Origin of the sequence: Pseudomonas sp. HMSC066A08, from assembly GCF_001813025.1 — a bacterium.
Lineage (GTDB): Bacteria > Pseudomonadota > Gammaproteobacteria > Pseudomonadales > Pseudomonadaceae > Pseudomonas > Pseudomonas aeruginosa.
This window is the reverse complement of record NZ_KV811299.1, coordinates 275,429-298,438: the sequence shown is the minus strand read 5'-3', so window position 1 is coordinate 298,438 and position 23,010 is coordinate 275,429. Positions and strand designations below refer to the sequence as shown.

Annotated in this window: 18 protein-coding genes; 13 read left to right on the top strand and 5 right to left on the bottom strand. The window is 67.0% G+C overall.

The genetic code is table 11. From position 1 onward, the window contains the following. Positions 1 to 19: 19 nt before the first annotated feature. Positions 20 to 2,146 carry a pseudopaline transport outer membrane protein CntO gene (cntO, locus tag HMPREF2886_RS15125; RefSeq protein WP_070747738.1) on the bottom strand — a complete coding sequence of 709 codons (2,127 nt, stop codon included), beginning with the start codon at positions 2,144 to 2,146 and terminating at the stop codon, positions 20 to 22. 141 nt (positions 2,147 to 2,287) lie between these two features. On the opposite strand from cntO, the gene HMPREF2886_RS15120 reads away from it, so the two are divergent. Continuing rightward, positions 2,288 to 3,442 (top strand): acetyltransferase domain-containing protein, encoded by a 1,155-nt coding sequence (locus HMPREF2886_RS15120; protein ID WP_058178672.1) that lies wholly within the window; start codon positions 2,288 to 2,290, stop codon positions 3,440 to 3,442. Positions 3,443 to 3,681: 239 nt separating this feature from the next. On the opposite strand, the gene speA is transcribed toward HMPREF2886_RS15120, so the two are convergent. The 4 genes from speA to HMPREF2886_RS15100 form a co-directional block, all read right to left on the bottom strand. Further along, positions 3,682 to 5,592 (bottom strand): arginine decarboxylase, encoded by a 1,911-nt coding sequence (speA, locus tag HMPREF2886_RS15115; protein ID WP_033967964.1) that lies wholly within the window; start codon positions 5,590 to 5,592, stop codon positions 3,682 to 3,684. A 250-nt stretch (positions 5,593 to 5,842) separates the two neighbouring features. After that, entirely contained in the window at positions 5,843 to 6,214 is a 372-nt protein-coding gene (locus tag HMPREF2886_RS15110) for a translation initiation factor Sui1 (RefSeq protein ID WP_003106225.1), read from the bottom strand. A 203-nt stretch (positions 6,215 to 6,417) separates the two neighbouring features. Then, on the bottom strand, positions 6,418 to 6,954 hold the full coding sequence (locus tag HMPREF2886_RS15105) for an NUDIX hydrolase (RefSeq protein WP_057389499.1): 537 nt from the start codon (positions 6,952 to 6,954) through the stop codon (positions 6,418 to 6,420). A gap of 3 nt (positions 6,955 to 6,957) precedes the next feature. Further along, on the bottom strand, positions 6,958 to 8,028 hold the full coding sequence (locus HMPREF2886_RS15100; protein ID WP_003095371.1) for a DUF2333 family protein: 1,071 nt from the start codon (positions 8,026 to 8,028) through the stop codon (positions 6,958 to 6,960). Positions 8,029 to 8,380: 352 nt separating this feature from the next. On the opposite strand from HMPREF2886_RS15100, the gene gcbA reads away from it, so the two are divergent. The 12 genes from gcbA to purH all read left to right on the top strand — a co-directional run bounded on the left by gcbA (position 8,381) and on the right by purH (position 22,967). Continuing rightward, positions 8,381 to 10,009, top strand: coding sequence for a diguanylate cyclase GcbA (gene gcbA / locus HMPREF2886_RS15095; protein ID WP_033967962.1), 1,629 nt, complete (start codon positions 8,381 to 8,383; stop codon positions 10,007 to 10,009). A 77-nt stretch (positions 10,010 to 10,086) separates the two neighbouring features. Further along, positions 10,087 to 12,060, top strand: a complete 1,974-nt coding sequence (gene ctpL / locus HMPREF2886_RS15090; RefSeq protein ID WP_070747736.1) for a methyl-accepting chemotaxis protein CtpL — start codon at positions 10,087 to 10,089, stop codon at positions 12,058 to 12,060. A gap of 159 nt (positions 12,061 to 12,219) precedes the next feature. Beyond that, positions 12,220 to 13,995 (top strand): protein-disulfide reductase DsbD, encoded by a 1,776-nt coding sequence (locus tag HMPREF2886_RS15085; protein ID WP_033977131.1) that lies wholly within the window; start codon positions 12,220 to 12,222, stop codon positions 13,993 to 13,995. Positions 13,996 to 14,138: 143 nt separating this feature from the next. After that, positions 14,139 to 14,582, top strand: a complete 444-nt coding sequence (gene aroQ / locus HMPREF2886_RS15080) for a type II 3-dehydroquinate dehydratase (RefSeq protein WP_003095385.1) — start codon at positions 14,139 to 14,141, stop codon at positions 14,580 to 14,582. A gap of 23 nt (positions 14,583 to 14,605) precedes the next feature. Beyond that, positions 14,606 to 15,076, top strand: a complete 471-nt coding sequence (gene accB / locus HMPREF2886_RS15075) for an acetyl-CoA carboxylase biotin carboxyl carrier protein (RefSeq protein WP_003110495.1) — start codon at positions 14,606 to 14,608, stop codon at positions 15,074 to 15,076. A gap of 17 nt (positions 15,077 to 15,093) precedes the next feature. After that, positions 15,094 to 16,443: an acetyl-CoA carboxylase biotin carboxylase subunit gene (gene accC, locus HMPREF2886_RS15070; RefSeq protein ID WP_003095391.1), complete on the top strand. Its 1,350-nt coding sequence runs from the start codon at positions 15,094 to 15,096 to the stop codon at positions 16,441 to 16,443. Positions 16,444 to 16,553: 110 nt separating this feature from the next. Then, a complete protein-coding gene (locus HMPREF2886_RS15065) occupies positions 16,554 to 17,420 on the top strand; it encodes an EI24 domain-containing protein (RefSeq protein WP_033967958.1) in 867 nt (288 codons plus the stop codon). A gap of 80 nt (positions 17,421 to 17,500) precedes the next feature. After that, on the top strand, positions 17,501 to 18,385 hold the full coding sequence (gene prmA, locus HMPREF2886_RS15060; RefSeq protein ID WP_033967957.1) for a 50S ribosomal protein L11 methyltransferase: 885 nt from the start codon (positions 17,501 to 17,503) through the stop codon (positions 18,383 to 18,385). 95 nt (positions 18,386 to 18,480) lie between these two features. Then, complete coding sequence (locus tag HMPREF2886_RS15055; protein ID WP_033967956.1) at positions 18,481 to 19,758, top strand: DUF3426 domain-containing protein; 1,278 nt, start codon at positions 18,481 to 18,483, stop codon at positions 19,756 to 19,758. A 203-nt stretch (positions 19,759 to 19,961) separates the two neighbouring features. Further along, on the top strand, positions 19,962 to 20,960 hold the full coding sequence (gene dusB / locus HMPREF2886_RS15050) for a tRNA dihydrouridine synthase DusB (RefSeq protein ID WP_033967955.1): 999 nt from the start codon (positions 19,962 to 19,964) through the stop codon (positions 20,958 to 20,960). After that, positions 20,957 to 21,280 carry a DNA-binding transcriptional regulator Fis gene (gene fis, locus HMPREF2886_RS15045; RefSeq protein WP_003121116.1) on the top strand — a complete coding sequence of 108 codons (324 nt, stop codon included), beginning with the start codon at positions 20,957 to 20,959 and terminating at the stop codon, positions 21,278 to 21,280. Before dusB ends, fis begins: the two co-directional genes overlap by 4 nt. Positions 21,281 to 21,359: 79 nt before the next feature. Further along, the gene (gene purH, locus HMPREF2886_RS15040; RefSeq protein ID WP_033977129.1) at positions 21,360 to 22,967 is read left to right on the top strand and encodes a bifunctional phosphoribosylaminoimidazolecarboxamide formyltransferase/IMP cyclohydrolase; all 1,608 of its coding nucleotides are present in this window, start codon (positions 21,360 to 21,362) and stop codon (positions 22,965 to 22,967) included. Positions 22,968 to 23,010: the final 43 nt, after the last annotated feature.

Here is a 23,010-nt window from a genome sequence, read left to right as displayed (position 1 = left end):
CCTGGCGGCGGTAGAGGGCTCAGTAGTTCAGGGTCAGACTCATGGTCAGGTTGCGCGGCTCGCCGGGTGCGACCCAGACGTTGTTATAGGAACGCTCGTAGTAGCGGCGATCGAAGAGGTTGTTGACGTTCAGCCCGAGGGTGGCATTGCTCGCCAGCGGATAGTGTGCGAGCAGGTCGACGGTGGTGTAGGCCGGCAGTTCGAAGCCGCTGTCGCTGCTGTCGCCGGCGCGCTCGCCGACATAGTTGAGCGCCGCGCCGGCGTCGGCGCCGTGCAGCCAGCCCTCGCGGAACTCGTAGACGCCCATCAGGCTGCCGCTGTGCTTCGGCACGTTGAGCAGGCGGCTGCCGCGGGCGATGTTCTCGTCCTTGGTCACTTCGGCGTCGATATAGGCGTAGGCGCCGATCAGCCGCAACTGCTCGGTGAGCTGGCCGCTGAACTGCAGGTCGAAGCCCTGGCTGCGCGCCTCGCCGGCGGTCTGCTGGTAACCGGGATTGCTCGGGTCGGCGGTGAGCACGTTCTTCTTTTTCAGGTGGAACGCGGCGAGGGTCATGCCCAGCCGGCCATCGAGCAGGTCGAGCTTCACCCCCGCCTCGTAGCCGCGCCCCTCCTCCGGGTCGAAGGCCTTGCCGGCCATGTCGGTACCGCCATTGGGCTTGAAGGATTTCGAGGCGTTGGCGAACAGGCCGATCTCCGGGGTCGCCTGGTACAGCACGCCGATGCGCGGAGTGGCGGCACGCTGGGTCTGCTGCGAGCTGGTGTCGCGGAAGCGGCCATTGTTCAGGCGCGTGGCGTTCATGTCCTGGCGGTAGCGGTCGAAGCGCACGCCGAGCAGGCCGCGCCATTTCTCGCTGAACTCGATCTGGTCCTGCAGGTTGAGCGCCATCGCGTCGACTTCCTCGTGGTTGCGGTCGTCGCGTCCGAAGGGTGGTTTCGGCTGGCCGTGGACCGGCCGACGGATGTCGATGGCATAGGGGTTGCGCGACGGGATGCTACGCAGGATCAGTTCGTCGTTGTGGTAGCGCTCGTATTCCAGGCCCATCAACAACTGGTGGCGGATCGAGCCGGTATGGAGGTCGCCGAGCAGGTCGAGCTGGGTGATGCTGTCGTGCCACTCGAAGTCGCGGTAGCGGTACTCCCGGCGCAGTGTGTAGCCGTCGGCGGCGAGGCTGGAGTTCTCCGAGGCATAGCCGTCCAGGTGGCCATGCTTGTAGTGGCTGGCCAGGCGCAGGCTCCACTGCTCGTTGAAGTGATGGCGCAGGGTGGCCTGGAGGGTTTCGTTGTTGTTGTCGATCTTGCCGTCGTCCGGTTCGCCGAAGAACCGCGAACGCGGCAGGCTGCCCAGGTGATTGTGCGGCGCCACGGTGCCGCGGTCGAAGACCTGGCGGTTGCGCACCACCTCGGCTTCCACCAGCAGCGAGGTGTCCGGGTCCAGTTGCCAACTGAACGACGGCGCCACCAACAGGCGCTGGCCGTCGGCGTAGTCGCGGAAGCCCTTGCTGTCCTCCAGCGCCAGGTTCATCCGGTAGAGCAGGTCGCCCTCTTCGTCCAGCGGCGTGTTCAGGTCCAGGGTCGAGCGGTAGCGGTCCCAGCTGCCGGCGCTGGCATGCAAGCGGGCGAAACGCTCGGCCTGGGGCTTCTTGGTCACCAGGTTCACCGTGCCGCCGGGATCGCCGCGCCCATACAGGCTGGAGGCCGGCCCCTTGAGGATTTCCACGCGCTCGATAGTGGCGCTGTCCGGGGAGTTCATGTAGCCGCGGTTGGCACTGAAGCCGTCGCGGTAGAACTCCGAGGTGGTGAAGCCACGGACGTTGTACTCGAACATCGTCAGGCCGCCGAAGTTGTTCTGCCGCGAAACCCCGCCGGCGAAGTCCAGCGCCCGCTCGATACGAGCGCTGTCAAGGTCGTCGAGCACCTGGCGCGGCACCACGCTGATGGCTTGCGGGATGTCCTCGATACGGGTGTCGGTGCGCGTCGCGCTGGCCGACCGATTGGCCCGGTAGCCCTGCACCGGGCCCTCCGCGCGCTCCGCTTCGGCAGTGACAGTGAGGACCTCCAGCTCCGCGGGACTTTCCGTTTCCGCCCAGAGCGCCGGACTGCTGCAACCGAGGCCGACACCGAGGACAAGCGACACACTGACTCTCATGGGAAATCGCACCAGAAAAGAAATGATATACTATAACGCTAACAGTTCGATTCCGGCCTCGCAATACAATGCCCGGCTCTATCGTGTTTCTCGCCGCCAGGCTGTGATACCCATCCCTCTTTTCCGACGACCATCCCAGCCATGCCCAACTCCATCTCCAATTCCTCCCGCCTGCACAGCATCGACGCCCTGCGCGGCCTGGTGATGCTGTTCATGCTGCTCGACCATGTCCGCGAGACCTTTTTCCTGCACCGCCAGGTCGGCGACCCGATGGACGTCGCCAGCACCGAGCCGGCGCTGTTCCTCAGCCGCACCCTGGCGCACCTGTGCGCGCCGGTGTTCGTCTTCCTCACCGGCCTATCGGCATTCCTGTACGGCGAGAAGCACCAGGGACGCCGAGCGGTCTCGGCGTTCCTGTTCAAGCGCGGGTTGGTCCTGGTGGCGCTGGAACTGACCCTGGTGAACTTCGCCTGGTCCTTCCAGTTGCCGCCGACGGTGATCTACCTCCAGGTAATCTGGGCGATCGGCCTGAGCATGCTCGCCCTGGCCGCCCTGCTCTGGTTACCGCGCCCTCTGCTCGCGGCGCTCGGCGTGCTGCTGGTGGCTGGCCACAACCTGCTCGATCCGCTGCATTTCGCTCCCGGCTCGGCCTGGCACCTGCCGTGGGCGGTGCTCCACGACCGCGGCTGGATCGAAGCGGGCGACACCCTGCGCCTGCGCACCTCCTACCCCCTGCTGCCGTGGATCGGCGTGATCGCCCTGGGCTATGCCGCAGGCAACTGGTTCAGCGGCGCCACGCCGGCAGCCACGCGCCGACGCTACCTGCTGGCGGGCGCTGGCGGGCTGCTGCTCGGCTTCATCCTGCTGCGCCTGCTCAACGGCTATGGCGAGAAACCCTGGGCCTTCGGCGAGATGCCGGCGATCACCCTGATGGGCTTCTTCAACGTCACCAAGTATCCGCCGTCGCTGCTGTTCCTCGCCCTCACCCTGGGAATCGGCCTGCTGCTCCTGGCCTGGTTCGAGCGCCTGGACTGGAGCGGTCGCGGCAAGGCCCTGGCGGCGTTCGGAGGAGCGCCGATGTTCTTCTACCTGCTGCATCTCTACGTACTGAAGCTGCTGTACCTGCTGGCGCTGGCGATCTGGGGCGCCAACCGGGGCGACTACTTCGGTTTCTCCTCGGTGCCGGCGCTATGGCTGTGCAGCATCCTGCTGGCCGTGGCGCTGTACCCGGCGGTGCACTGGTTCGCCGGTTTCAAGGCGCGGCGGCGGGATATCGCCTGGTTGAAGTACTTCTGAGGCGCGGAGCATCCAGGAGCGCTGGAAAAGCCCGGCCCTTCCCCCACGGGTAGGGCGAATAACGCGAAGCGTTATCCGCCGGACACAGCAGGCAACCACGCCGACGTCCACCGCCGGCAGGGAAGCAGAAATAAGGGATTGCGCGGAACTCCCGGATAACGGAAACGAAATGGCCGGCGGGCGCCTCGCGCCAGCCGGCCATTGCCTGGTTCGCTTCCCGTCGCCGACGGGCTAGCCAGTCAGGACAGGTACGCCGAGCGGGTCAGCCCCAGGCGCAGCGCATCCAGGTACTGGTTGCGCTCGCGGGCGGTGAGCTTGGCCCCGGCGACCTTGTCGCGGTAGAGGGTCATCAGTTCCTCCGGCGACAGGTGCACGTAGCGCAGCATGTCCTCGATGGTGTCGTGGGTCTCGATGCCGGCGTGATAGATGCCGCCGTCTGCGCGCTGGTAGACGTTCACCGAGTCGGTGTCGCCGAACAGGTTGTGCATGTCGCCGAGGATCTCCTGGTAGGCGCCGACCAGGAACACCCCGATCAGGTAGTCCTCGCCCTCCTTCACCTCGTGCACCGGCAGGCTGGTCTCGATGCTCTGCTCGTCGACGTACTGGGTGATCTTGCCGTCGGAGTCGCAGGTCAGGTCCTGCAATACCGCGCGCCGATCCGGCTCCTCGCCCAGGCGGTGCAGCGGCAGGATCGGCAGCACCTGGCCGATGGCCCAGGTATCCGGCAGGCTCTGGAACACCGAGAAGTTGCAGATGTACTTGTCGGCGAGCTTGTCGTTGAGTTCGTCGAGGACCTGCCGGTGGGAGCGCTGGCGGGCCTTGAGCTGGTTGTGCAGGCGCCGGCAGATAGCGAAGTAGCACTGCTCGGCGAGGGCTTTCTGCGCCAGGCTGATCTTGCCGTCGGCATACTGCGCGGCGGCGTCGCCGATGTAGTGGGTGGCGCGCCAGTAGGTCTCGGTGACCATCTCGGCATCGGTCGGGCCAAGCAGTTCGGCCAACCAGCGGACGATCTCCGGCTGCTCGTCGGGATCGACGATCTTCGGCACGTCGTCGTTGTGCCGCTCGACGTCGGTGACCTGGGTGATCAGCACCGCATGGTGCGCGGTCAGCGCCCGGCCGCTCTCCGAGAAGATGTGCGGGTGCGGCAGGCCCTGGGCGTCGCAGAACTCCTTGAGCATGCCGACCACCACGCCGGCATAGTCATCGATGTCGTAGTTGATCGAGCTGGCGTTGCGCGAATGGGTGCCGTCGTAGTCAACGCCGAGGCCACCGCCGACGTCGATGTGGTCCACCGGCAGGCCGAGCGCGCGCAGCTCGCCGTAGTAGCGGATGGCTTCCTTGAAGCCGTGCTGGTAGTCGGCCAGGTTGGCGATCTGCGAGCCCATGTGGAAATGCAGCAGGCGCACGCCCTGGTCGAGACCGGCCTGGCGGAAGCGCTCGACCACCGACAGCAGCTGGGCGGCGGAAAGGCCGAACTTGGCCTTCTCGCCACCGGTATCTGCCCACTTCGACGAAGCCAGCGAGGACAGCCGCACGCGCAGGCCGACCTGGGGCTGCACGCCGACGCTGGCGGCCTCCTCGATCACCAGCTGCACCTCGGATTCCTTCTCGATCACGATGAACACGTTGTGCCCGAGCTTCTGCCCCATCAGCGCCAGCTTGATGAACTCGCGGTCCTTGTAGCCGTTGCAGACGATGGTGCCGCCCTTCGGGGCCAGCGCCAGCACCGCCATGAGTTCCGGCTTGGAGCCTGCCTCCAGGCCGATGGAAACATTCTCGGTGGCGATGATGTTCTCCACCACCGCTTCCTGCTGGTTGACCTTGATCGGATACAGCGCGGTATAGCGGCTCTGGTATTCGAGGCGTTCGATGTTCGCGTCGAAGGCACCGGTGAGCTTGCGCACGCGGTCCTGCAGGATATCCGGGAAGCGTACCAGCAGCGGCAGGCTCAGGCCCGCCTCGCGCAGTTGGCCGACCAGCTCGTAGAGATCGATAGGCGTCGAGTCGGCACCCTGCGGACGCACTTCGACATTGCCGCCATCGTTGATGGCGAAATAACCCGCACCCCAGTGGCGGATGCCATATACGCCGCGGCTGTCGGCCACGGTCCAGTTGCTGCCATCGTCTTTGCGAGTCCGTCGAGCGGCCATGCGCGGTGATCTCCTCAATGTTCGGGGTCGGGCGGGCGCCGGGATCTCCGGATGGCCCTGGGCCGGCACGCCTGTGGTGGAGGCTAGCCGGAGGATGTGACGTTGCCGTGTTGACCGCCACACTGGGCGGTAGTTTAGGAAAGCCGAGGAAATCCGCTCATGCGGGTATCCGCAGTCTCCCATCTAGGGAAAGGGCTGGCGCGGCCTTCGCGGTGCCGGACCTGCCCGCTCTCTGCAGGGGAGAACGCGGTCAGCCGCCGGACTTCTTCGCCTTGAAACCGCGCTTGAGGAGTTCGTCGATCAGCAGTTCGACATGCTCGCCCTGGATCTCCACCACGCCGTCCTTGAGACTGCCGCCGGTGCCACAGCGCCGCTTCAGCGCGCTGGCCAGTTCCTTGAGCGCATCGCCGGCGAGCGGCAGGCCACTGATGGTGGTCACCGTCTTGCCGCCGCGGCCCTTGGTCTCGCGGCGCACGCGCGCGATCCCGTCGCCGACAGGCGCTACGGCCTGCCCGCAGATGCAGGCGTCTTTGGGTTGCTGGCAGTCCGGGCAATGCCGGCCGCCATCCGTGGAATACACCAGCCCGCCGAGGGCGGACAGGGACGAAGCTTTTTTGACCACCGGGCGTTTCCCCCAGGATGGCCTCGACGGGCCAGGTCAACAACGATGGCCGGCGGCAGCCGACCGCGACGCCCCACTCAGGCAGGGGCTGCGCAGGGGCGGCATGGGGACCGCCCGAAAAGGTCGCGCAATTTAGCAGCATTGCGAGCAAATGCTAAGAGCGAAAATGCGCCATTGATCGGTGAAATGGCGACATCCGCGGCTCAGGCGCCCAGGTACAGGCGCAACGCCTGCAGGGAATCAGGGCAGTACGGCAGGCTGCAAGCCTCCTCCAGCGCCAGTTCGGGACGGATGAAGCGGGCTTCGGAGATTTCCTCCGCCTGCAGGCGCAAGGGCGCATCGGAGACGGCGGAAAACACTGCGCACCAGAGCCGGTTGCCCGGTTCGTCGAAGAAGAAGCGGCCATGTTCGCGCAGGACCGCGTCGCGGATTCCCAGCTCTTCCTCCAGTTCGCGGGCGGCGGAGTCGGCGTAGGGCTCGCCGGCCTGGACCATGCCGCCGGCGGCGAGGTCCCAGTACCCCGGATAGACCGCCTTGCTCAAGGTCCGGCGCTGCACGCACAGCTCGCCGGCGGAGTTGAACAGCAGGATGAAGGTGCCGCGACCGATCAGCCCGCGCTCGCGCAACTCCGCGCGCGGCAGGCTACCGAGCGGGCGGTCCTGCTCGTCGACCCAGGCGATGAGTTCGGCGTCGGAGGCGGCCCGGTGGGCCACCTCTTCGGCGCTGATCGGCGCGGCCATGGGTCAGCCCTGGGAAAGCAACTGGCGCAGGTCGATCACCGCGGCGTTGGCGCGGGAAATGTAGTTGGCCATCACCAGCGAGTGGTTGGCCAGGATGCCGTAGCCGCTGCCGTTCAGCACCATCGGGCTCCACAACGGCTCCTGCGCGGCCTCCAGTTCGCGGATGATCTGCCGCACGCTGACCGTGGCGTTCTTCTTCGCCAGCACGTCGGCGAAGTCGACCTCGATGGCGCGCAGCAGGTGCGACAGCGCCCAGGCCTGGCCACGGGCCTCGTAGAAGACGTTGTCGATCTGCAGCCAGGGGGTTTCCTGGACCACTTCCTCGACCTTGGGCGCCTCGCCCGGCTGTACCTCTTCGGGGTTCTTGATGTTGGTGTTCAGCTTGACCCGGCCGACGCTCGCCGACAGGCGCTGGGACAGAGAGCCCAGGCGGGTGGCGACGTCGCCCAGCCAGTTGTTCAGGTTGTCGGCGCGGGCATAGAACTGCGCGTTGGGCTGGTTCGGGTCGGACAGGCGGGCCAGGTAGCGGTCCAGCGACTTGATGCCTTCCTGGTACTCCGATTCGGACGCCGGCAGCGCCCAGCTCTTGTTGTCGAAGTTGAAGCGCGGCTCGGCGCGAGCCAGGTCGGCGTCCTCGGTGGACTGCGACTGCGAACGGGCGAAGTCCTTGCGCAGCGCCCGGCTGATGTCGCGGACCTGGACCAGCACGCCGTACTCCCAGCTGGGCATGTTGTCCATCCAGATGCCCGGCGGGAAGATGTCGTTGGAGATGTAGCCGCCCGGCTTGGTCAGCAGGGTGTCGACCACTTCCTTGAGGGTCTCCACCGTGGTGTAGCCGGTGACCATCTGCCGCCCGGCGCGCTCGGCGGCGGCCTGGGCGTCCTGCTGCACGGGGAACAGGTCGGGTTCCTGGCTCCAGTACCAGCCGACCAGCATCGCCACCAGCAGGTAGACGCCCAGCAGGCCTCCCACCACGCGCACCAGCCAGGGGCCGCCGAAGTAGGTACGCACATCATCCACGGAATTGTCCACGCGATCGCGCATGGTCCCACGACGCTTCTTCCAGTCCAGCATGGCAAGGGTCCTTAAAACAGCTCGATAGATGGGGGATTGGACCATGGCGAACGCGTTCCGTGCCAAGCGCCAACCCTTCCAGGACGCCGAAAACCTCGGCATCGTCGGCTTTCAGCGTAGTGGAAGCCGGTTTTGTGCCGGAATGCTCAGTGAGAATTTTCCGAAACAGGCATAAGCATGCCGTAGTCCGTCGCACAAAGGCACCCACCAACAGGTGGGGATGACATTTGGAAAAGAAAAGGCTCCTCTCGTCAGCCGCCCAACGGCCGCTGGCTTTCATGGTGATAGGTGATAGCATAGAGCCATCATTCGCGGCGACGCTCTGCCGCGAAGACCACGAAAGAAGCGCGTCATGATGACCGAGCACGATGACCCGACCCTGGACCGCCTGAAGCACCACTTCGCCCAGCGAGTGATCAACCAGGCGCGCCAGGTTCTGGAGGTCTGGCAACGCCTGACCCGCGCGGAGTGGAACAGCGATGGCATGGAAGAACTGGCCGACGCCACCCTGCGCCTGCAGCGCTACGCCGAACGCTTCGAGCAAGCCGAGCATGCCCAGCTGGCCGGTGCCATCGACCGCACCCTGGACATCGTCGAGGCCAACCGCGGCCGGCTTTCCAGCGAGTCGATCAGCGAACTCAACCAGTTGATGCAGCGCCTGTCGCGCACCGGCCTGCGGCATGGCGACCAGCTCGAGCACACCGTCCTGCCGCCATTGCGCAAACCGGTCTACCTGGCACTGAAGGACCGCGAACGCGCCGAGCGCCTGGCCCAGCAACTGGAGTTCTTCGGTCTGCAGGCGCTGAGCTGCGAGACCGCCGACGCCTTCCGCGCCAGCATGCGCGAACGCTACCCGGCGGCGATCGTCATGGAAGTCGACTTCGCCGGCCCCGACATGGGCCTGCGACTGGCCAGCGAGGCCCAGGCCGGCCTCGAACACAAGCTGCCGGTGCTGTTCTTCAGCGACAGCGAGACCGACACCCCGACCCGCCTGGCCGCAGCCCGCGCCGGCGGCCAGGAATTCTTCACCGGCACCCTGGACGCCTCCAGCGTGCTGGAAAAGATCGAGACCCTCAGCCGCCTGAGCTTCTACGAACCCTATCGGGTACTGATCGTCGACGACTCCCGGGCCCAGGCGCTGCACACCGAGATGGTCCTCAACAGCGCCGGGATCATCACCCGCGCGCTCACCGAGCCGCTGTCGGTGATGGCCGAGCTGAGCGACTTCCAGCCCGACCTGATCATCCTCGACATGTACATGCCCGAATGCCTGGGCACCGAGTTGGCCAAGGTGATCCGCCAGCACGAGCGCCACGTCAGTGTGCCGATCATCTACCTGTCCGCCGAGGACGACCTGGACAAACAGCTGGACGCCATGAGCGAAGGCGGCGACGACTTCCTCACCAAGCCGATCCGCCCGCGCCACCTGATCGCCACCGTGCGCACCCGCGCCAGCCGCGCGCGCAGCCTGAAGGCGCGGATGGTGCGCGACAGCCTGACCGGCCTGTACAACCACACCCATACCCTGCAACTGCTCGAGGACGCCCGTCTGCGCGCACGTCGCGATGACCGTCCGCTGAGCTTCGCGATGCTCGACATCGACCACTTCAAGCAGGTCAACGACCGTTTCGGCCACCCCATGGGCGACCGGGTGATCAAGGGCCTGGCGCTGTTTCTCAAGCAACGCCTGCGCAAGACCGACCACATCGGTCGCTATGGCGGCGAAGAGTTCGCCGTGGTCCTTCCGGACACCGACCTGGACGCCGCGCGCCTGGTGCTCGACGAGATTCGCCAGCGCTTCGCCGAGATCCATTACCCGGCGCAACCGACCGACCTGCGCTGCACCTTCAGTTGCGGCATCGCCGAGCTGACCCCGGACCTCGATATCAAGAGCATGGCCAAGCAGGCCGACGAAGCGCTGTACCGGGCCAAGCACGGCGGGCGCAACCGGATCGAGGTATATCGTCCCGACGCTCGCTAATGGCCTTTCGTCATCAGCCGGTAACCGAACGGAAATAACCTGCGGTCTCGCCGTTCCGTAGTCGGACGAGACTCGCCATGCGCCTCAAGCAACTCACCAACCTCAACACCCTGCTCCTGCTCACCGTCTGCCTCGCCCTGGGAATCACCCTGTGGTGGTCGCAACGCGCCATGGAGCGCCCCTTCCAGTTGCTCGACCAGTACCTGGAGCTGTCGCAGCGCTTCGACGAACAGGTCGCGCGCAACATCCGCCAGTACCTCGGCAGCGGCGACGCCGTGCGCCAGCAGGCCGCGCTGCAAGCCCTGGAAAGTCTCGCCGAGGCCTTGCCGGAGCTACCGCCAGACCTCGCCCGGACCCTCGCGCCAAGCCTCGCGGAGTTGCGCGAATTCAGCGCCGGCGACCTGCTCGCCGCCGGCAAGCTCGCCGGCGACCCGCAGGGTCTGCTGCTGCAGGCCGAGCGCGACCTGGCCGGCAACCTGGAACAATGGTCTGCCTACCTGGACGCCGCGGCGGAGCAGCCCCAGGCCGGCGCCTACCGCACCCCGCTGCTGCTCGCAAGCCTGCACCTGACCCGCCTCAGCCTGGCCCGCGCCAAGCTGGTGGAAAGCGCCAACCCGGCCCTGGCCGGCGACGTCGAGCGCGAACTGGCCAACCTGCGCGAGCAGGCCGGGCGGATCGAGGCCTTGCCGCTGCTCGGCGTGCTCGACGAACAGCGCTCGGCCAGCGACGACTTCGCCGCCATGATGGGGCTGGCCGGCGACGCCGAGGCTGGCGCCGGCAATGCCGAAGACCGCGGCGTGGCGCTGCGGCGCGAACTCGCCAGCTTGCTGCAACGCTATCCGGGCGAGTTGCGCCGCACCCGCGACCTGATCGAGCGACGCCAGCAACTGTCCGCCGACACCGGCGCCAGACTGGACGCGGTGCGCCAGGCCCTGGCCACCCTGGAACCCCAGGTGCGCGGCGAACGCCAGCGCCTGCAAGGCCAGGTACGCCTGATCCAGGGTGGGATGATCGCCCTGATCCTGCTCATCGCCCTCGCCATCGACAGCCTGCAAAGACGCCTGGCGCGAGTCCTCGGGCAACTGGTGCCGGCGCTCTCGGCATGGGCCGACGGCGACTTCTCGCGCCCCATATCCCTGCGTACCCGCACCGAGGACCTGCGCAACCTGGAAGACTCGCTGAACCGCCTGCGCAGCTTCCTCGCCGAGCTGGTCGGCGCGATCCACCGCCGCGCCGAACAGGTCGCCGGCAGCAGCCAGACCCTGGCCGAGGTCAGCAGCGGCCTGCACGCCGGGGTCGAGCGCCAGGCCGGCGATACCGGGCAGATCCGCGACGCCCTCGGCGACATGGAAGCGGCGATCCAGCAGGTCGCCGGAGACGCCAGCCAGACCGCCGACGCCAGCCGCAGCGCAGGCCAGGCAGTGGAACACGGCCAGCGGGTGATCGGCGAGAGCCTGGGCGGCCTGCGCGAGCTGGTCGACGAGGTGCAAGGCAACGCCCAGTCGATCGAGCGCCTGGCCGAGGAGTCGGCGACCATCGGCAGCGTGCTGACGGTGATCCGCTCGATCGCCGAACAGACCAACCTGCTCGCCCTCAATGCCGCCATCGAGGCCGCGCGCGCCGGCGACCAGGGCCGCGGCTTCGCCGTGGTCGCCGAGGAAGTCCGCTCGCTGGCCCAGCGCACCGCCGGCGCCACCGAGGAGATCCAGCAGCTCATCGGCCGCCTGCAACAGGCCGCGCGGCAATCGGTGGAGGCCATGCGCAGGCAGGTCGAGCATGCCGAACGCACCGCCGAACAGGCCGGCGCGGCGGAGGGCGCGCTGGACGAAGTGGTCGCCGCGATCCATACCATCGGCGTGATGGCCGAGCGCATCGCCGAAGGCTCGACCCAGCAGAGCCAGGCGGTCGGCGAGATTCGCTCGCACAGCGAACGCATCCACGCCCTGGGCGGGGAAAACCTGCGGCTGATCGGCCATAGCCGCGAACAGGGCGAGCAACTGCGGCAACTCGGCGGCGACCTGCGCACCACGGTGCTGGCCTTCCGCCTGTGACCCTGCGGCGACGTGCCGCAAGGCGCCAGGGGAACCGCCTGGCGCGGGGCCGGTCGGATTCCGCTCAGCGGGACCGGGACAGGACCTGATCAGCCGCACGGGGCTCGATCGGGCCCGGCTTTCCGCTATCATTCCGGCTTTTGATCCGACGAGATATCCATGCGCCGCCTGCTGACCCTGATCCTCCTGCTGGTCGCCCTGCCCGCCGGCGCGGGCCTGTTCGACAGCCGTCCCGGCGCCTCCCTCGGCGGCGGCCTCGATGGCGGCGACTTCCTCAAGGTCGACCAGGCGTTCAAGCCCAGCGTCGAGCGCAGCGACGCGCAGCACGTGCTGCTGCGCTTCGTCAACGCCGAGGGCTACTACCTCTACCGCCACCGCTTCCAGTTCAAGGTCGAGCCAGCCCAGGTCAGCCTCGGCCAGGTGCAACTGCCGGCGGGCAAGCAGCACCACGACGAGTACTTCGGCGATACCGAGGTCTACTACAACATCGTCGACCTGGAGATTCCCCTGAACAACCCGGCCCGGCAGCCCTATACCCTGGTGGTGACCTATCAGGGCTGCGCCGACAAGGGCCTCTGCTACCCCCCGGAAACCAAGCGCTTCGACATCGACGGCGGTGCCGCGATGCCAGCCGCGAACGACGCTGCCAGCAAGGGCCCGCTCGAGCACAAGGGCAAGCGCAGCCTGCTGTTCTTCTTCCTCGCCGGCCTGACCCTGACCTTCACCCCCTGCGTGCTGCCGATGCTGCCGATCCTCTCCGGAGTGGTCCTGCGCGGCCGGCCGGGCGGTGGTCGCGGCTTCGTCCTGTCGCTCGCCTACGTGCTGCCGATGGCGCTCTGCTTCGCCCTGCTCGGCGCGCTGATGGGCATGTTCGGCGCCAGCCTCAATCTCCAGGCGCAATTGCAGTCGCCCTGGGTGCTGGTGCCATTCGCGGCGTTCTTCGCGCTGTTCGCCGTGGCCATGTTCGGTTTCTTCGAGCTGCGCCTGCCCGGCTTCATCCGCGAACCGCTCGACCGCCTGGCCGGCGACGCGCGCGGCGGCTCGATCCTCGGCGCGGCCACCCTCGGCGTGCTTTCCAGCCTGCTGGTCTCGCCCTGCGTCTCCGCCCCGCTGGCCGCCTCGCTGCTCTATATCAGCGCCAGCGGCGATGCCTGGGGGGGCGGCCTGCAACTGTTCGCCCTCGGCCTGGGCATGGGTACGCCGCTGGTGGTGTTCGGCGCCGGCGGCGGCGCCCTGCTGCCCAAGAGCGGAGCCTGGATGAACGGCGTGCGCAACGCCTTCGGCGTGCTGTTGCTGGCGGTCGCCGTGTGGCTGCTGGAGCGGGTGGTGTCCGGCCCGGTGGCGCTGATGCTCTGGGGCATGCTCGCCGGCGGCGCCGGCCTGGCCCTGGGCGCCCTCGAATTCACCGCGAAGAGCGCCGCACGCCGCCTGCTGCAACTGCTTGGCCTGATGTTCCTGACCTACGCGGTGGCCGCCTGGATCGGCGCCCTGCAGGGCGAGTCGGACCCGATCCATCCGCTGGGCCGCTCGGTGCCGTCGATCCACGCCGGGCCGCCGAGCACGCCCGGCGAATGGCAGAACCTGACCACCCCGGCGCAGCTGGACGCCGCCCTGGCCGAGGCACGCCAGGCCGGCAAGCCGGTGCTGCTGGACTGGTATGCGGACTGGTGCATCAGTTGCAAGGTCATCGAGCGCCAGGTTCTCACCGATCCCACGGTGCAGGCACGACTGCCGGCCTACCGCCTGCTGCGCTTCGACATCACCGAAAGCAACCCGGCCCAGCGCGGCCTGCTGGACCGCTACAACCTGTTCGGTCCGCCGGCGATCCTGTTCTTCGCCCCGGGCGGTGACGAATGGAGCGACTTGCGCGTCATCGGAGAGATCGACGCCGCCGGGCTCGCCGAACGACTGCGCCGGGCCGCTACCCGGCAGTGACATGCGCTGACATACTTCTGCCGCAATTGCCGGTCAACATGCGGCGATCTACTGCAATCTAACAGTGACTGGACAGTCATACGGAAATTCCGGCATAGTGCCCGCTTGCCGTTTGCAGCCTGTACAGGACAATCAACAAGACAATGGCGACCCTCCTCGTATTGCACGGGCCGAATCTGAACCTGCTGGGCACCCGCGAGCCCGGCACCTACGGCTCGACCACCCTCGGGCAGATCAACCAGGACCTCGAGCGTCGCGCCCGCGAAGCCGGCCACCACCTGCTGCATCTGCAAAGCAACGCCGAATACGAACTGATCGACCGGATCCATGCCGCGCGCGACGAAGGCGTGGACTTCATCATCATCAATCCGGCGGCATTCACCCATACCAGCGTCGCGTTACGTGACGCGCTGCTTGCGGTGAGCATCCCATTCATCGAAGTGCACCTGTCGAACGTGCACAAACGTGAACCTTTCCGGCATCACTCCTACTTCTCCGACGTGGCGGTAGGGGTGATCTGCGGTCTCGGCGCCACAGGCTACCGCCTGGCCCTGGAATCCGCCCTTGAACAACTTCAACGCCCCTGACCTCACTGGGAGTGCTAGCGCTAATGGACATTCGTAAAGTCAAGAAACTGATCGAGCTGCTGGAAGAGTCCGGTATCGACGAGCTGGAAATCCGCGAAGGCGAAGAGTCGGTACGCATCAGTCGCCACAGCAAGACCGCCGCCCAGCCGGTGTACGCACAGGCTCCGGCCTTCGCCGCTCCGGTCGCCGCGCCGGCGCCGGCAGCCGCCGCTCCGGCCGCCGCTGCCGCGGAAAGCGCCCCGGCCGCGCCGAAGCTGAACGGCAACGTGGTTCGCTCGCCGATGGTCGGCACCTTCTACCGCGCCGCCTCGCCGACCTCGGCCAACTTCGTCGAAGTCGGCCAGAGCGTGAAGAAAGGCGACATCCTGTGCATCGTCGAAGCCATGAAGATGATGAACCACATCGAAGCCGAAGTTAGCGGCACCATCGAGTCGATCCTGGTGGAGAACGGCCAGCCGGTTGAGTTCGACCAGCCGCTGTTCACCATCGTCTAAGCCGCGGGGAACCTGCGATGTTGGAAAAAGTGCTGATCGCCAACCGCGGCGAAATCGCCTTGCGCATCCTTCGCGCATGCAAGGAGCTGGGGATCAAGACGGTGGCGGTACACTCCACCGCCGACCGCGAGTTGATGCACCTGTCGCTCGCCGACGAATCGGTGTGCATCGGTCCGGCCCCGGCCACCCAGTCGTACCTGCAGATCCCGGCGATCATCGCCGCGGCCGAGGTCACCGGCGCCACCGCGATCCACCCCGGCTACGGCTTCCTCGCCGAGAACGCCGACTTCGCCGAGCAGATCGAACGCTCCGGCTTCACCTTCGTCGGCCCGACCGCCGAGGTGATCCGCCTGATGGGCGACAAGGTTTCGGCCAAGGACGCCATGAAGCGCGCCGGCGTACCCACCGTGCCGGGCTCCGACGGCCCGCTGCCGGAAGATGAAGAGACCGCCCTGGCGATCGCCCGCGAGGTCGGCTACCCGGTGATCATCAAGGCCGCCGGCGGCGGCGGCGGGCGCGGCATGCGCGTGGTCTACGACGAATCCGAGCTGATCAAGTCGGCCAAGCTGACCCGCACCGAGGCCGGCGCGGCGTTCGGCAACCCGATGGTCTATCTGGAGAAGTTCCTGACCAACCCGCGTCACGTGGAAGTCCAGGTGCTTTCCGACGGCCAGGGCAACGCCATCCACCTCGGCGACCGCGACTGCTCCCTGCAGCGCCGCCACCAGAAGGTGATCGAAGAGGCGCCGGCCCCCGGCATCGACGAGAAGGCCCGCCAGGAAGTCTTCGCCCGCTGCGTCCAGGCCTGCATCGAGATCGGCTACCGCGGCGCCGGCACCTTCGAGTTCCTCTACGAGAACGGCCGCTTCTACTTCATCGAGATGAACACTCGCGTGCAGGTGGAGCACCCGGTATCTGAGATGGTCACCGGTGTCGACATCGTCAAGGAGATGCTGCGCATCGCCTCCGGCGAGAAGCTCTCGATCCGCCAGGAGGACGTGGTCATCCGCGGCCATGCGCTGGAATGCCGGATCAACGCCGAAGACCCGAAGACCTTCATGCCCAGCCCGGGCAAGGTCAAGCACTTCCACGCCCCCGGCGGCAACGGCGTGCGCGTCGACTCGCACCTCTACAGCGGCTACAGCGTGCCGCCGAACTACGACTCGCTGGTCGGCAAGGTCATCACCTACGGTGCCGACCGCGACGAGGCGCTGGCGCGGATGCGCAATGCCCTGGACGAGTTGATCGTCGACGGCATCAAGACCAACACCGAACTGCACAAGGACTTGGTGCGCGACGCCGCCTTCTGCAAGGGCGGGGTTAACATCCATTACCTGGAGAAGAAACTGGGTATGGACAAGCACTGATCCGTCAGTCGCTGCGCACAAGGGCTGCCTCCGGGCGGCCCTTGTCGTTTCCGCCTGCCGGCCGCCCCAACGGTGCTATCCTCGCCGCCCCTCCACCACCGGACTCCTGCATGGAACGCATCCGCCGCTGGTACCGCCAATCGCTGGCCGCCGCGACCGAGGCCGCGACCTGCTTCACCCTGGGTTTCAGGGAGAGCCTGCAACCCGCCGCCCTCTTCCGCTCCTCGGGCCTGTGCATTCTCGTCAGCGTGCTTTGCACCTGGCTGTTCGTGCATTTCTTCGAACCGATCATCCGCCTCTGCGGCTGGGCCGCGCTGTACACGGCATTCAGCGTGGCCAACTTCGCCCTGATCCCCAGCGGCTCGCTGATCGAGGCCGGCAGCGGTGGCCCGTACTTCGATCCGCTGGCGGCCTTCAACGGCCTGGCGGGACTGGCGCAACTGGCGTTCTATTTCGTCGGCTATGCCGCGCTGTTCTTCGTCGCCCTGTACGCCGCCAGCATCGTCTTCGGCATCCGCCTGGGCCTGCGCATCGGCCTGCTCGGACAACTGAAGGAACAGGTCCGCCAACGCTACCCGCGACTGGCACCTGCCTCCGGCGAAAGGATCTCGCTGTGGCGTGCCGCCGGCTTCCGCCTGGCGCCCTGGCTGGGCGTTTCCGGATCGATCCTGGTCGGCCTGCTGGTTCCGCTCTACAACGGTGTACTCCTGCTGCTGGCGCTGGCCTACCTGAACATCCGCTTCCTGCTGCCCGCCGCGCTGGCCGGGCTGGCCGATGCCGGCGAGCAGCTCGCCGTGCTTCGTGCCCGCCGCGGCAGCCTGTTGCTGTTCGGCCTGCTGATACTGCTCCTGGCGCTGGTGCCGCTGCTCAACCTGCTGCTGCCGGCAGTGCTCGGCGGCGGTACCTGCCACCTGGCCAATCGCGGCCTGGCGCAACTGCGCGGCGAGGCCACGGCAGAGAGTGGCAGCGCCGGCTAGCCTCAAGTAAGCTTGCGCGGTGGAAAACGGGTCGCCCCTGGGCGGCCCGTTTCGTTTACAGCCGCAACAGAGGTCGCCCCATGCCCTGGTTACAAGTTCGCCTGGCCATCACTCCGGAACAGGCCGAAACCTACGAAGACGCCCTGCTCGAAGTCGGTGCCGTCTCCGTGACCTTCATGGACGCCGAAGACCAGCCGATCTTCGAGCCGGACCTCGGTACCACCCCACTGTGGTCGCGCACCCACCTGCTGGCGCTGTTCGAAGCGGACACCGATGAGACCGCCCTGCTCGCCCACCTCGCCTTGCTTACCGGCGGCGACCTGCCCGAGCACCATGTCGAGGAAATCGCCGACCAGGATTGGGAGCGCAGCTGGATGGACAACTTCCAGCCGATGCGTTTCGGCCGCCGCCTGTGGATCGTGCCGAGCTGGCACGCCGCTCCCGAGCCTGGCGCGGTCAATCTGCTGCTCGATCCGGGCCTGGCCTTCGGCACCGGCACCCACCCGACCACCGCGCTGTGCCTGGAATGGCTCGACGGCCAGGAACTGGCCGGCCGGCAAGTACTCGACTTCGGCTGCGGCTCGGGAATCCTCGCCATCGCCGCGCTGCTGCTCGGCGCCGAACGGGCGGTCGGCACCGACATCGATCCACAGGCCCTGGAAGCCTCGCGCGACAATGCCTCGCGCAACGGTATCGAGCCCGCGCGGTTCCCTGTCTACCTGCCGGCGGACCTGCCGCAGCGACAGGCCGATGTGCTGGTCGCCAATATCCTCGCCGGCCCGCTGGTTTCCCTCGCCCCGCAACTGACCGGCCTGGTACGTCCCGGCGGCCTGCTGGCGCTGTCCGGCATCCTCGCCGAGCAGGCCGACGAGGTCCGCGAGGCCTACTCCGCACACTTCGATCTCGACCCGACCGCCGAGCGCGAAGGCTGGATCCGCATCAGCGGCCGCCGCCGCGCCGATTGATGGCGCACCGCCAGCCACCACTGATCCCGCCCCACTGCCTTCGTGCAAGAAGCTTGGGGTAGACTAGCCGCCGGATTTTCCCTACGGATCGCCGCATGAGCGAAAGCGTCATCACCCAATGTCCCCATTGCAGCACCAGTTTCCGCGTCAACGACGCGCAGCTGGGCGCCGCCAATGGCGCGGTCCGCTGCGGCACCTGCCTGAAAGTCTTCAACGCCCTGCAACACCAGGTCGGTGGCGCGCCGCGCGCGAACGCTCCTTCGGCAGCCGAAGCGAAGCCGGCCGCCGCTCCGCCGCCCGCGCCAAGCGTCGCGGCCGCCACCTCGGCCGCGCCCCCGGCAGCGCGCCCGCGCGACGAAACCCTGTGGATCCATGACGATCTCGACCTGGACAGCCTCAACCTCGACGAGGAACTGGCCAAGCTCGACGAGTTCGAGCTGAACCAGGAGTTCTCCAGCATCGAGAAGGCCCCGCGACCGGCGGAAAGCCTGCTGGCGCGCCGCGACGACGAACGCGATCCACACGACGAGCGCTGGGCCGAGGCGCTGATCGCCGATGCCGAACCGGCCCAGCCGGCGCGCGGCAATCCGCGCCAGGAACCGAGCCTCGGCGAACCGCTGGCGGAAGAGCGGGTATCCTTCGTGCCGCTGCGCCGCGCCGAGGATCCGCCGGAACTTCGCCTCAGCCTCGATGACGACGATGACGACCAGCCCAGCCTCGGCAAGCGCCGCAACGGACTGAGCGCCCTGGATGAAGACGACGAGGAAAGCGCCGAGGAACAGTCAGTCGCGCCCCTGGGCAGCGCCCGCAAGCCGGACGAGGCGCCGGTCGAGAGTCTCGACCAGTTGCGCGACGAGCCGCTGCAACTGGCCTGGGAGAAGCCCCGGCGCCAATGGCCGCGGCGTCTCGGCTGGCTGCTGCTGATCCTGCTGGCGCTGGGCGGTCTCGCCGCACAGTACGTCGCCTACCATTTCGACGAGCTGGCGCGCCAGGACGCCTACCGCCCCTGGTTCGCCCAGCTCTGCCCGGAAATCGGCTGCACCCTTCCCTCCAAGGTCGACGTGGAACAGATCAGGAGCAGCAACCTGGTGGTCCGCAGCCATCCCGAATTCAGCGGCGCACTGGTGGTCGACGCGATCATCTACAACCGCGCCAGCTTCTCGCAGCCGTTCCCGCTGCTGGAACTGCGCTTCGCCGACCTCAACGGCCACCTCATCGCCAATCGCCGCTTCAAGCCCGGCGAGTACCTCGGCGGCGAACTGGCCGGACGGACGGAAATGCCGCCACAGGTACCGATCCACGTGTCGCTGGACATCCTCGACCCGGGCCCGAAGGCGGTGAACTACAGCCTGAGCTTCCATTCCCCGGAGTGACCGGAAGGACCTCGCCGGTCGCCGCCGGGCCGCTACGCCCACCCGCTCGCGCGGAGCGCCAGGCGCAAGTGCCGCTCGTCTTCCAACTGTAAGAACTAAGGAACCGGCTGTTCAGAATTTATCCAAAACAGCCTTTATCCGGTCATCCAGAGCGGGTATCATGCCCTCCCTTTTTTCGCAGCACCGCAAGACAGGGAAGCCCCATGTCGGTGGTACGCATCGGCCCATATACACTGCCCAACAGACTGATCCTCGCGCCGATGGCCGGGGTGACCGATCGTCCGTTCCGTCAGCTTTGCCGTCGCCTTGGCGCCGGGATGGTGGTATCGGAGATGGTGACCAGCGACGTCCGCCTGTGGAACAGCCGCAAGTCGCGCCTGCGCCTGATCCACGATGGCGAGGACGAGCCGCGCTCGGTGCAGATCGCCGGCGGCGATCCGGCCATGCTGGCCGAGGCCGCGCAGCGCAATGTGGAACTCGGTGCGCAGATCATCGACATCAACATGGGCTGCCCGGCGAAGAAGGTATGCAACAAGGCAGCGGGGTCCGCCCTGCTGCGGGACGAGGCGCTGGTCGCCGAGATCCTCGATGCCGTGGTCAGGGCGGTCGACGTACCGGTCACCCTGAAGATCCGGACCGGCTGGGACCGGGACAACCGTAACGGCGTCACCGTCGCGAAGCTCGCCGAACAGGCGGGGATCCAGGCTCTTGCGGTACATGGCCGGACCCGCGCCGACCTGTACACCGGGGAGGCGGAGTACGAGACCATCGCGGCGATCAAGCAGGCCGTGTCGATACCGGTGTTCGCCAATGGCGACATCGATTCGCCGGAAAAGGCCAGGAAAGTCATCGAGCAGACCGGGGTGGATGCCCTGCTGATCGGTCGGGCCGCCCAGGGAAGACCGTGGATTTTCCGCGAGATCGACCATTACCTGCGGACCGGCGAGCACCTGCCGGCGGCGCCGCTTCCCGAAGTGCAGAGCATCCTGCTCGAACACCTCGCGGAGCTGCACCTTTTTTATGGGGAAGAAATGGGTGTGCGGATCGCCCGCAAGCATGTGGGGTGGTATCTCGCGACTCTGCCGGGCGCAAGGGAATTCCGCGCCCGGTTCAATCGTTTGCAGGACACGGATGCGCAGTGCGCCAGCGTCAGGCAGTTCTTCGCCGAGCGCCAGAACAACGGAACAGGGGTGGCCGCATGACAACGATGACGACCGAGACTTTAGTGAGTGGAACAACGCCCGTGAGCGACAACGCCAACCTGAAACAGCACCTCACCACGCCGACGCAAGAAGGGCAGACCCTGCGCGACAGCGTGGAGAAGGCATTGCACAACTACTTCGCCCACCTCGAAGGGCAGCCGGTCACGGACGTTTACAACATGGTGCTCTGCGAAGTCGAAGCGCCGCTGCTGGAAACCGTCATGAACCACGTCAAGGGGAACCAGACCAAGGCCTCCGAGCTACTCGGCCTGAACCGCGGGACCCTGCGCAAGAAACTCAAGCAATACGACCTTCTTTAAGAGCGGCGGCGGGCTCCGGCCAAGGGCGCGCGTCCCGGCCGGCACCCGCGGCCGGAAGCCAGCCCTCAGGACCCTTGCAATGACCGACCAAACCACCCGCCTGCCCATCCGCCGCGCGCTGATCAGCGTTTCCGACAAGACCGGCGTCGTCGACTTCGCCCGTGAGCTGGTCGCCCTCGGCGTGGAAATCCTTTCCACCGGCGGCACCTACAAGCTGCTCCGGGACAACGGCATCTCTGCCGTGGAAGTGGCCGACTACACCGGCTTCCCGGAAATGATGGACGGTCGGGTGAAGACCCTGCACCCGAAGGTGCATGGCGGTATCCTCGGTCGCCGCGACCTGGACGGCGCGGTCATGGAGCAGCACGGCATCAAGCCGATCGACCTGGTGGCGGTCAACCTGTATCCCTTCGAGGCCACGGTGGCCAGGCCCGACTGCGACCTGCCTACCGCCATCGAGAACATCGATATCGGCGGGCCGACCATGGTCCGTTCGGCGGCGAAGAACCACAAGGATGTCGCCATCGTGGTCAATGCCGGCGACTACGCCGCCGTGATCGACTCCCTCAAGGCCGGCGGCCTGACCTACGCCCAGCGTTTCGACCTGGCCCTCAAGGCGTTCGAGCACACTTCCGCCTACGACGGCATGATCGCCAACTACCTGGGTACCATCGACCAGACCCGCGACACCCTGGGCACCGCCGACCGCGGCGCCTTCCCGCGCACCTTCAACAGCCAGTTCGTCAAGGCCCAGGAAATGCGCTACGGCGAGAACCCGCACCAGAGCGCGGCGTTCTACGTCGAGGCGAAGAAGGGCGAGGCCAGCGTCTCCACCGCCATCCAGTTGCAAGGCAAGGAGTTGTCGTTCAACAACGTCGCCGACACCGACGCCGCCCTGGAATGCGTGAAGAGCTTCCTCAAGCCGGCCTGCGTGATCGTCAAGCATGCGAACCCCTGCGGCGTCGCCGTGGTGCCGGAAGACGAAGGCGGCATCCGCAAGGCCTACGACCTGGCCTATGCCACCGATAGCGAATCGGCGTTCGGCGGCATCATCGCCTTCAACCGCGAACTGGACGGCGAAACCGCCAAGGCCATCGTCGAGCGCCAGTTCGTCGAGGTGATCATCGCGCCGAAGATTTCCGCCGCCGCCCGCGAGGTGGTCGCCGCCAAGGCCAACGTACGCCTGCTCGAATGCGGCGAATGGCCGGCCGAGCGCGCCCCGGGCTGGGACTTCAAACGGGTCAACGGAGGCCTGCTGGTACAGAGTCGCGACATCGGCATGATCAAGGCCGAGGACCTGAAGATCGTCACTCGCCGCGCGCCCACCGAGCAGGAGATCCACGACCTGATCTTCGCCTGGAAGGTGGCCAAGTTCGTCAAGTCCAACGCCATCGTCTACGCCAGGAACCGCCAGACCGTCGGCGTCGGCGCCGGCCAGATGAGCCGGGTCAACTCCGCCCGCATCGCCGCGATCAAGGCCGAGCACGCTGGCCTGGAAGTGAAAGGCGCGGTGATGGCTTCCGACGCCTTCTTCCCGTTCCGCGACGGCATCGACAACGCGGCCAAGGCCGGCATCACCGCGGTGATCCAACCGGGCGGCTCGATGCGCGACAACGAAGTGATCGCGGCGGCCGACGAGGCGGATATCGCGATGGTGTTCACCGGCATGCGCCATTTCCGCCATTGAGTATCACGGCGGCTGAGCGCGATGCGGTCGGCCGCCCTACCCA

Coding starts and splice junctions, on each gene's coding strand:
- speA (WP_033967964.1), bottom strand. CDS start 5,592: ATGGCCGCTCGACGGACTCGCAAAGACGATGGCAGCAACTGGACCGTG.
- fis (WP_003121116.1), top strand. CDS start 20,957: ATGACAACGATGACGACCGAGACTTTAGTGAGTGGAACAACGCCCGTG.
- prmA (WP_033967957.1), top strand. CDS start 17,501: ATGCCCTGGTTACAAGTTCGCCTGGCCATCACTCCGGAACAGGCCGAA.
- ctpL (WP_070747736.1), top strand. CDS start 10,087: ATGCGCCTCAAGCAACTCACCAACCTCAACACCCTGCTCCTGCTCACC.
- dusB (WP_033967955.1), top strand. CDS start 19,962: ATGTCGGTGGTACGCATCGGCCCATATACACTGCCCAACAGACTGATC.
- HMPREF2886_RS15065 (WP_033967958.1), top strand. CDS start 16,554: ATGGAACGCATCCGCCGCTGGTACCGCCAATCGCTGGCCGCCGCGACC.
- accB (WP_003110495.1), top strand. CDS start 14,606: ATGGACATTCGTAAAGTCAAGAAACTGATCGAGCTGCTGGAAGAGTCC.
- HMPREF2886_RS15085 (WP_033977131.1), top strand. CDS start 12,220: ATGCGCCGCCTGCTGACCCTGATCCTCCTGCTGGTCGCCCTGCCCGCC.
- HMPREF2886_RS15100 (WP_003095371.1), bottom strand. CDS start 8,028: ATGCTGGACTGGAAGAAGCGTCGTGGGACCATGCGCGATCGCGTGGAC.
- cntO (WP_070747738.1), bottom strand. CDS start 2,146: ATGAGAGTCAGTGTGTCGCTTGTCCTCGGTGTCGGCCTCGGTTGCAGC.
- gcbA (WP_033967962.1), top strand. CDS start 8,381: ATGATGACCGAGCACGATGACCCGACCCTGGACCGCCTGAAGCACCAC.
- HMPREF2886_RS15105 (WP_057389499.1), bottom strand. CDS start 6,954: ATGGCCGCGCCGATCAGCGCCGAAGAGGTGGCCCACCGGGCCGCCTCC.
- purH (WP_033977129.1), top strand. CDS start 21,360: ATGACCGACCAAACCACCCGCCTGCCCATCCGCCGCGCGCTGATCAGC.
- aroQ (WP_003095385.1), top strand. CDS start 14,139: ATGGCGACCCTCCTCGTATTGCACGGGCCGAATCTGAACCTGCTGGGC.
- HMPREF2886_RS15055 (WP_033967956.1), top strand. CDS start 18,481: ATGAGCGAAAGCGTCATCACCCAATGTCCCCATTGCAGCACCAGTTTC.
- HMPREF2886_RS15120 (WP_058178672.1), top strand. CDS start 2,288: ATGCCCAACTCCATCTCCAATTCCTCCCGCCTGCACAGCATCGACGCC.
- accC (WP_003095391.1), top strand. CDS start 15,094: ATGTTGGAAAAAGTGCTGATCGCCAACCGCGGCGAAATCGCCTTGCGC.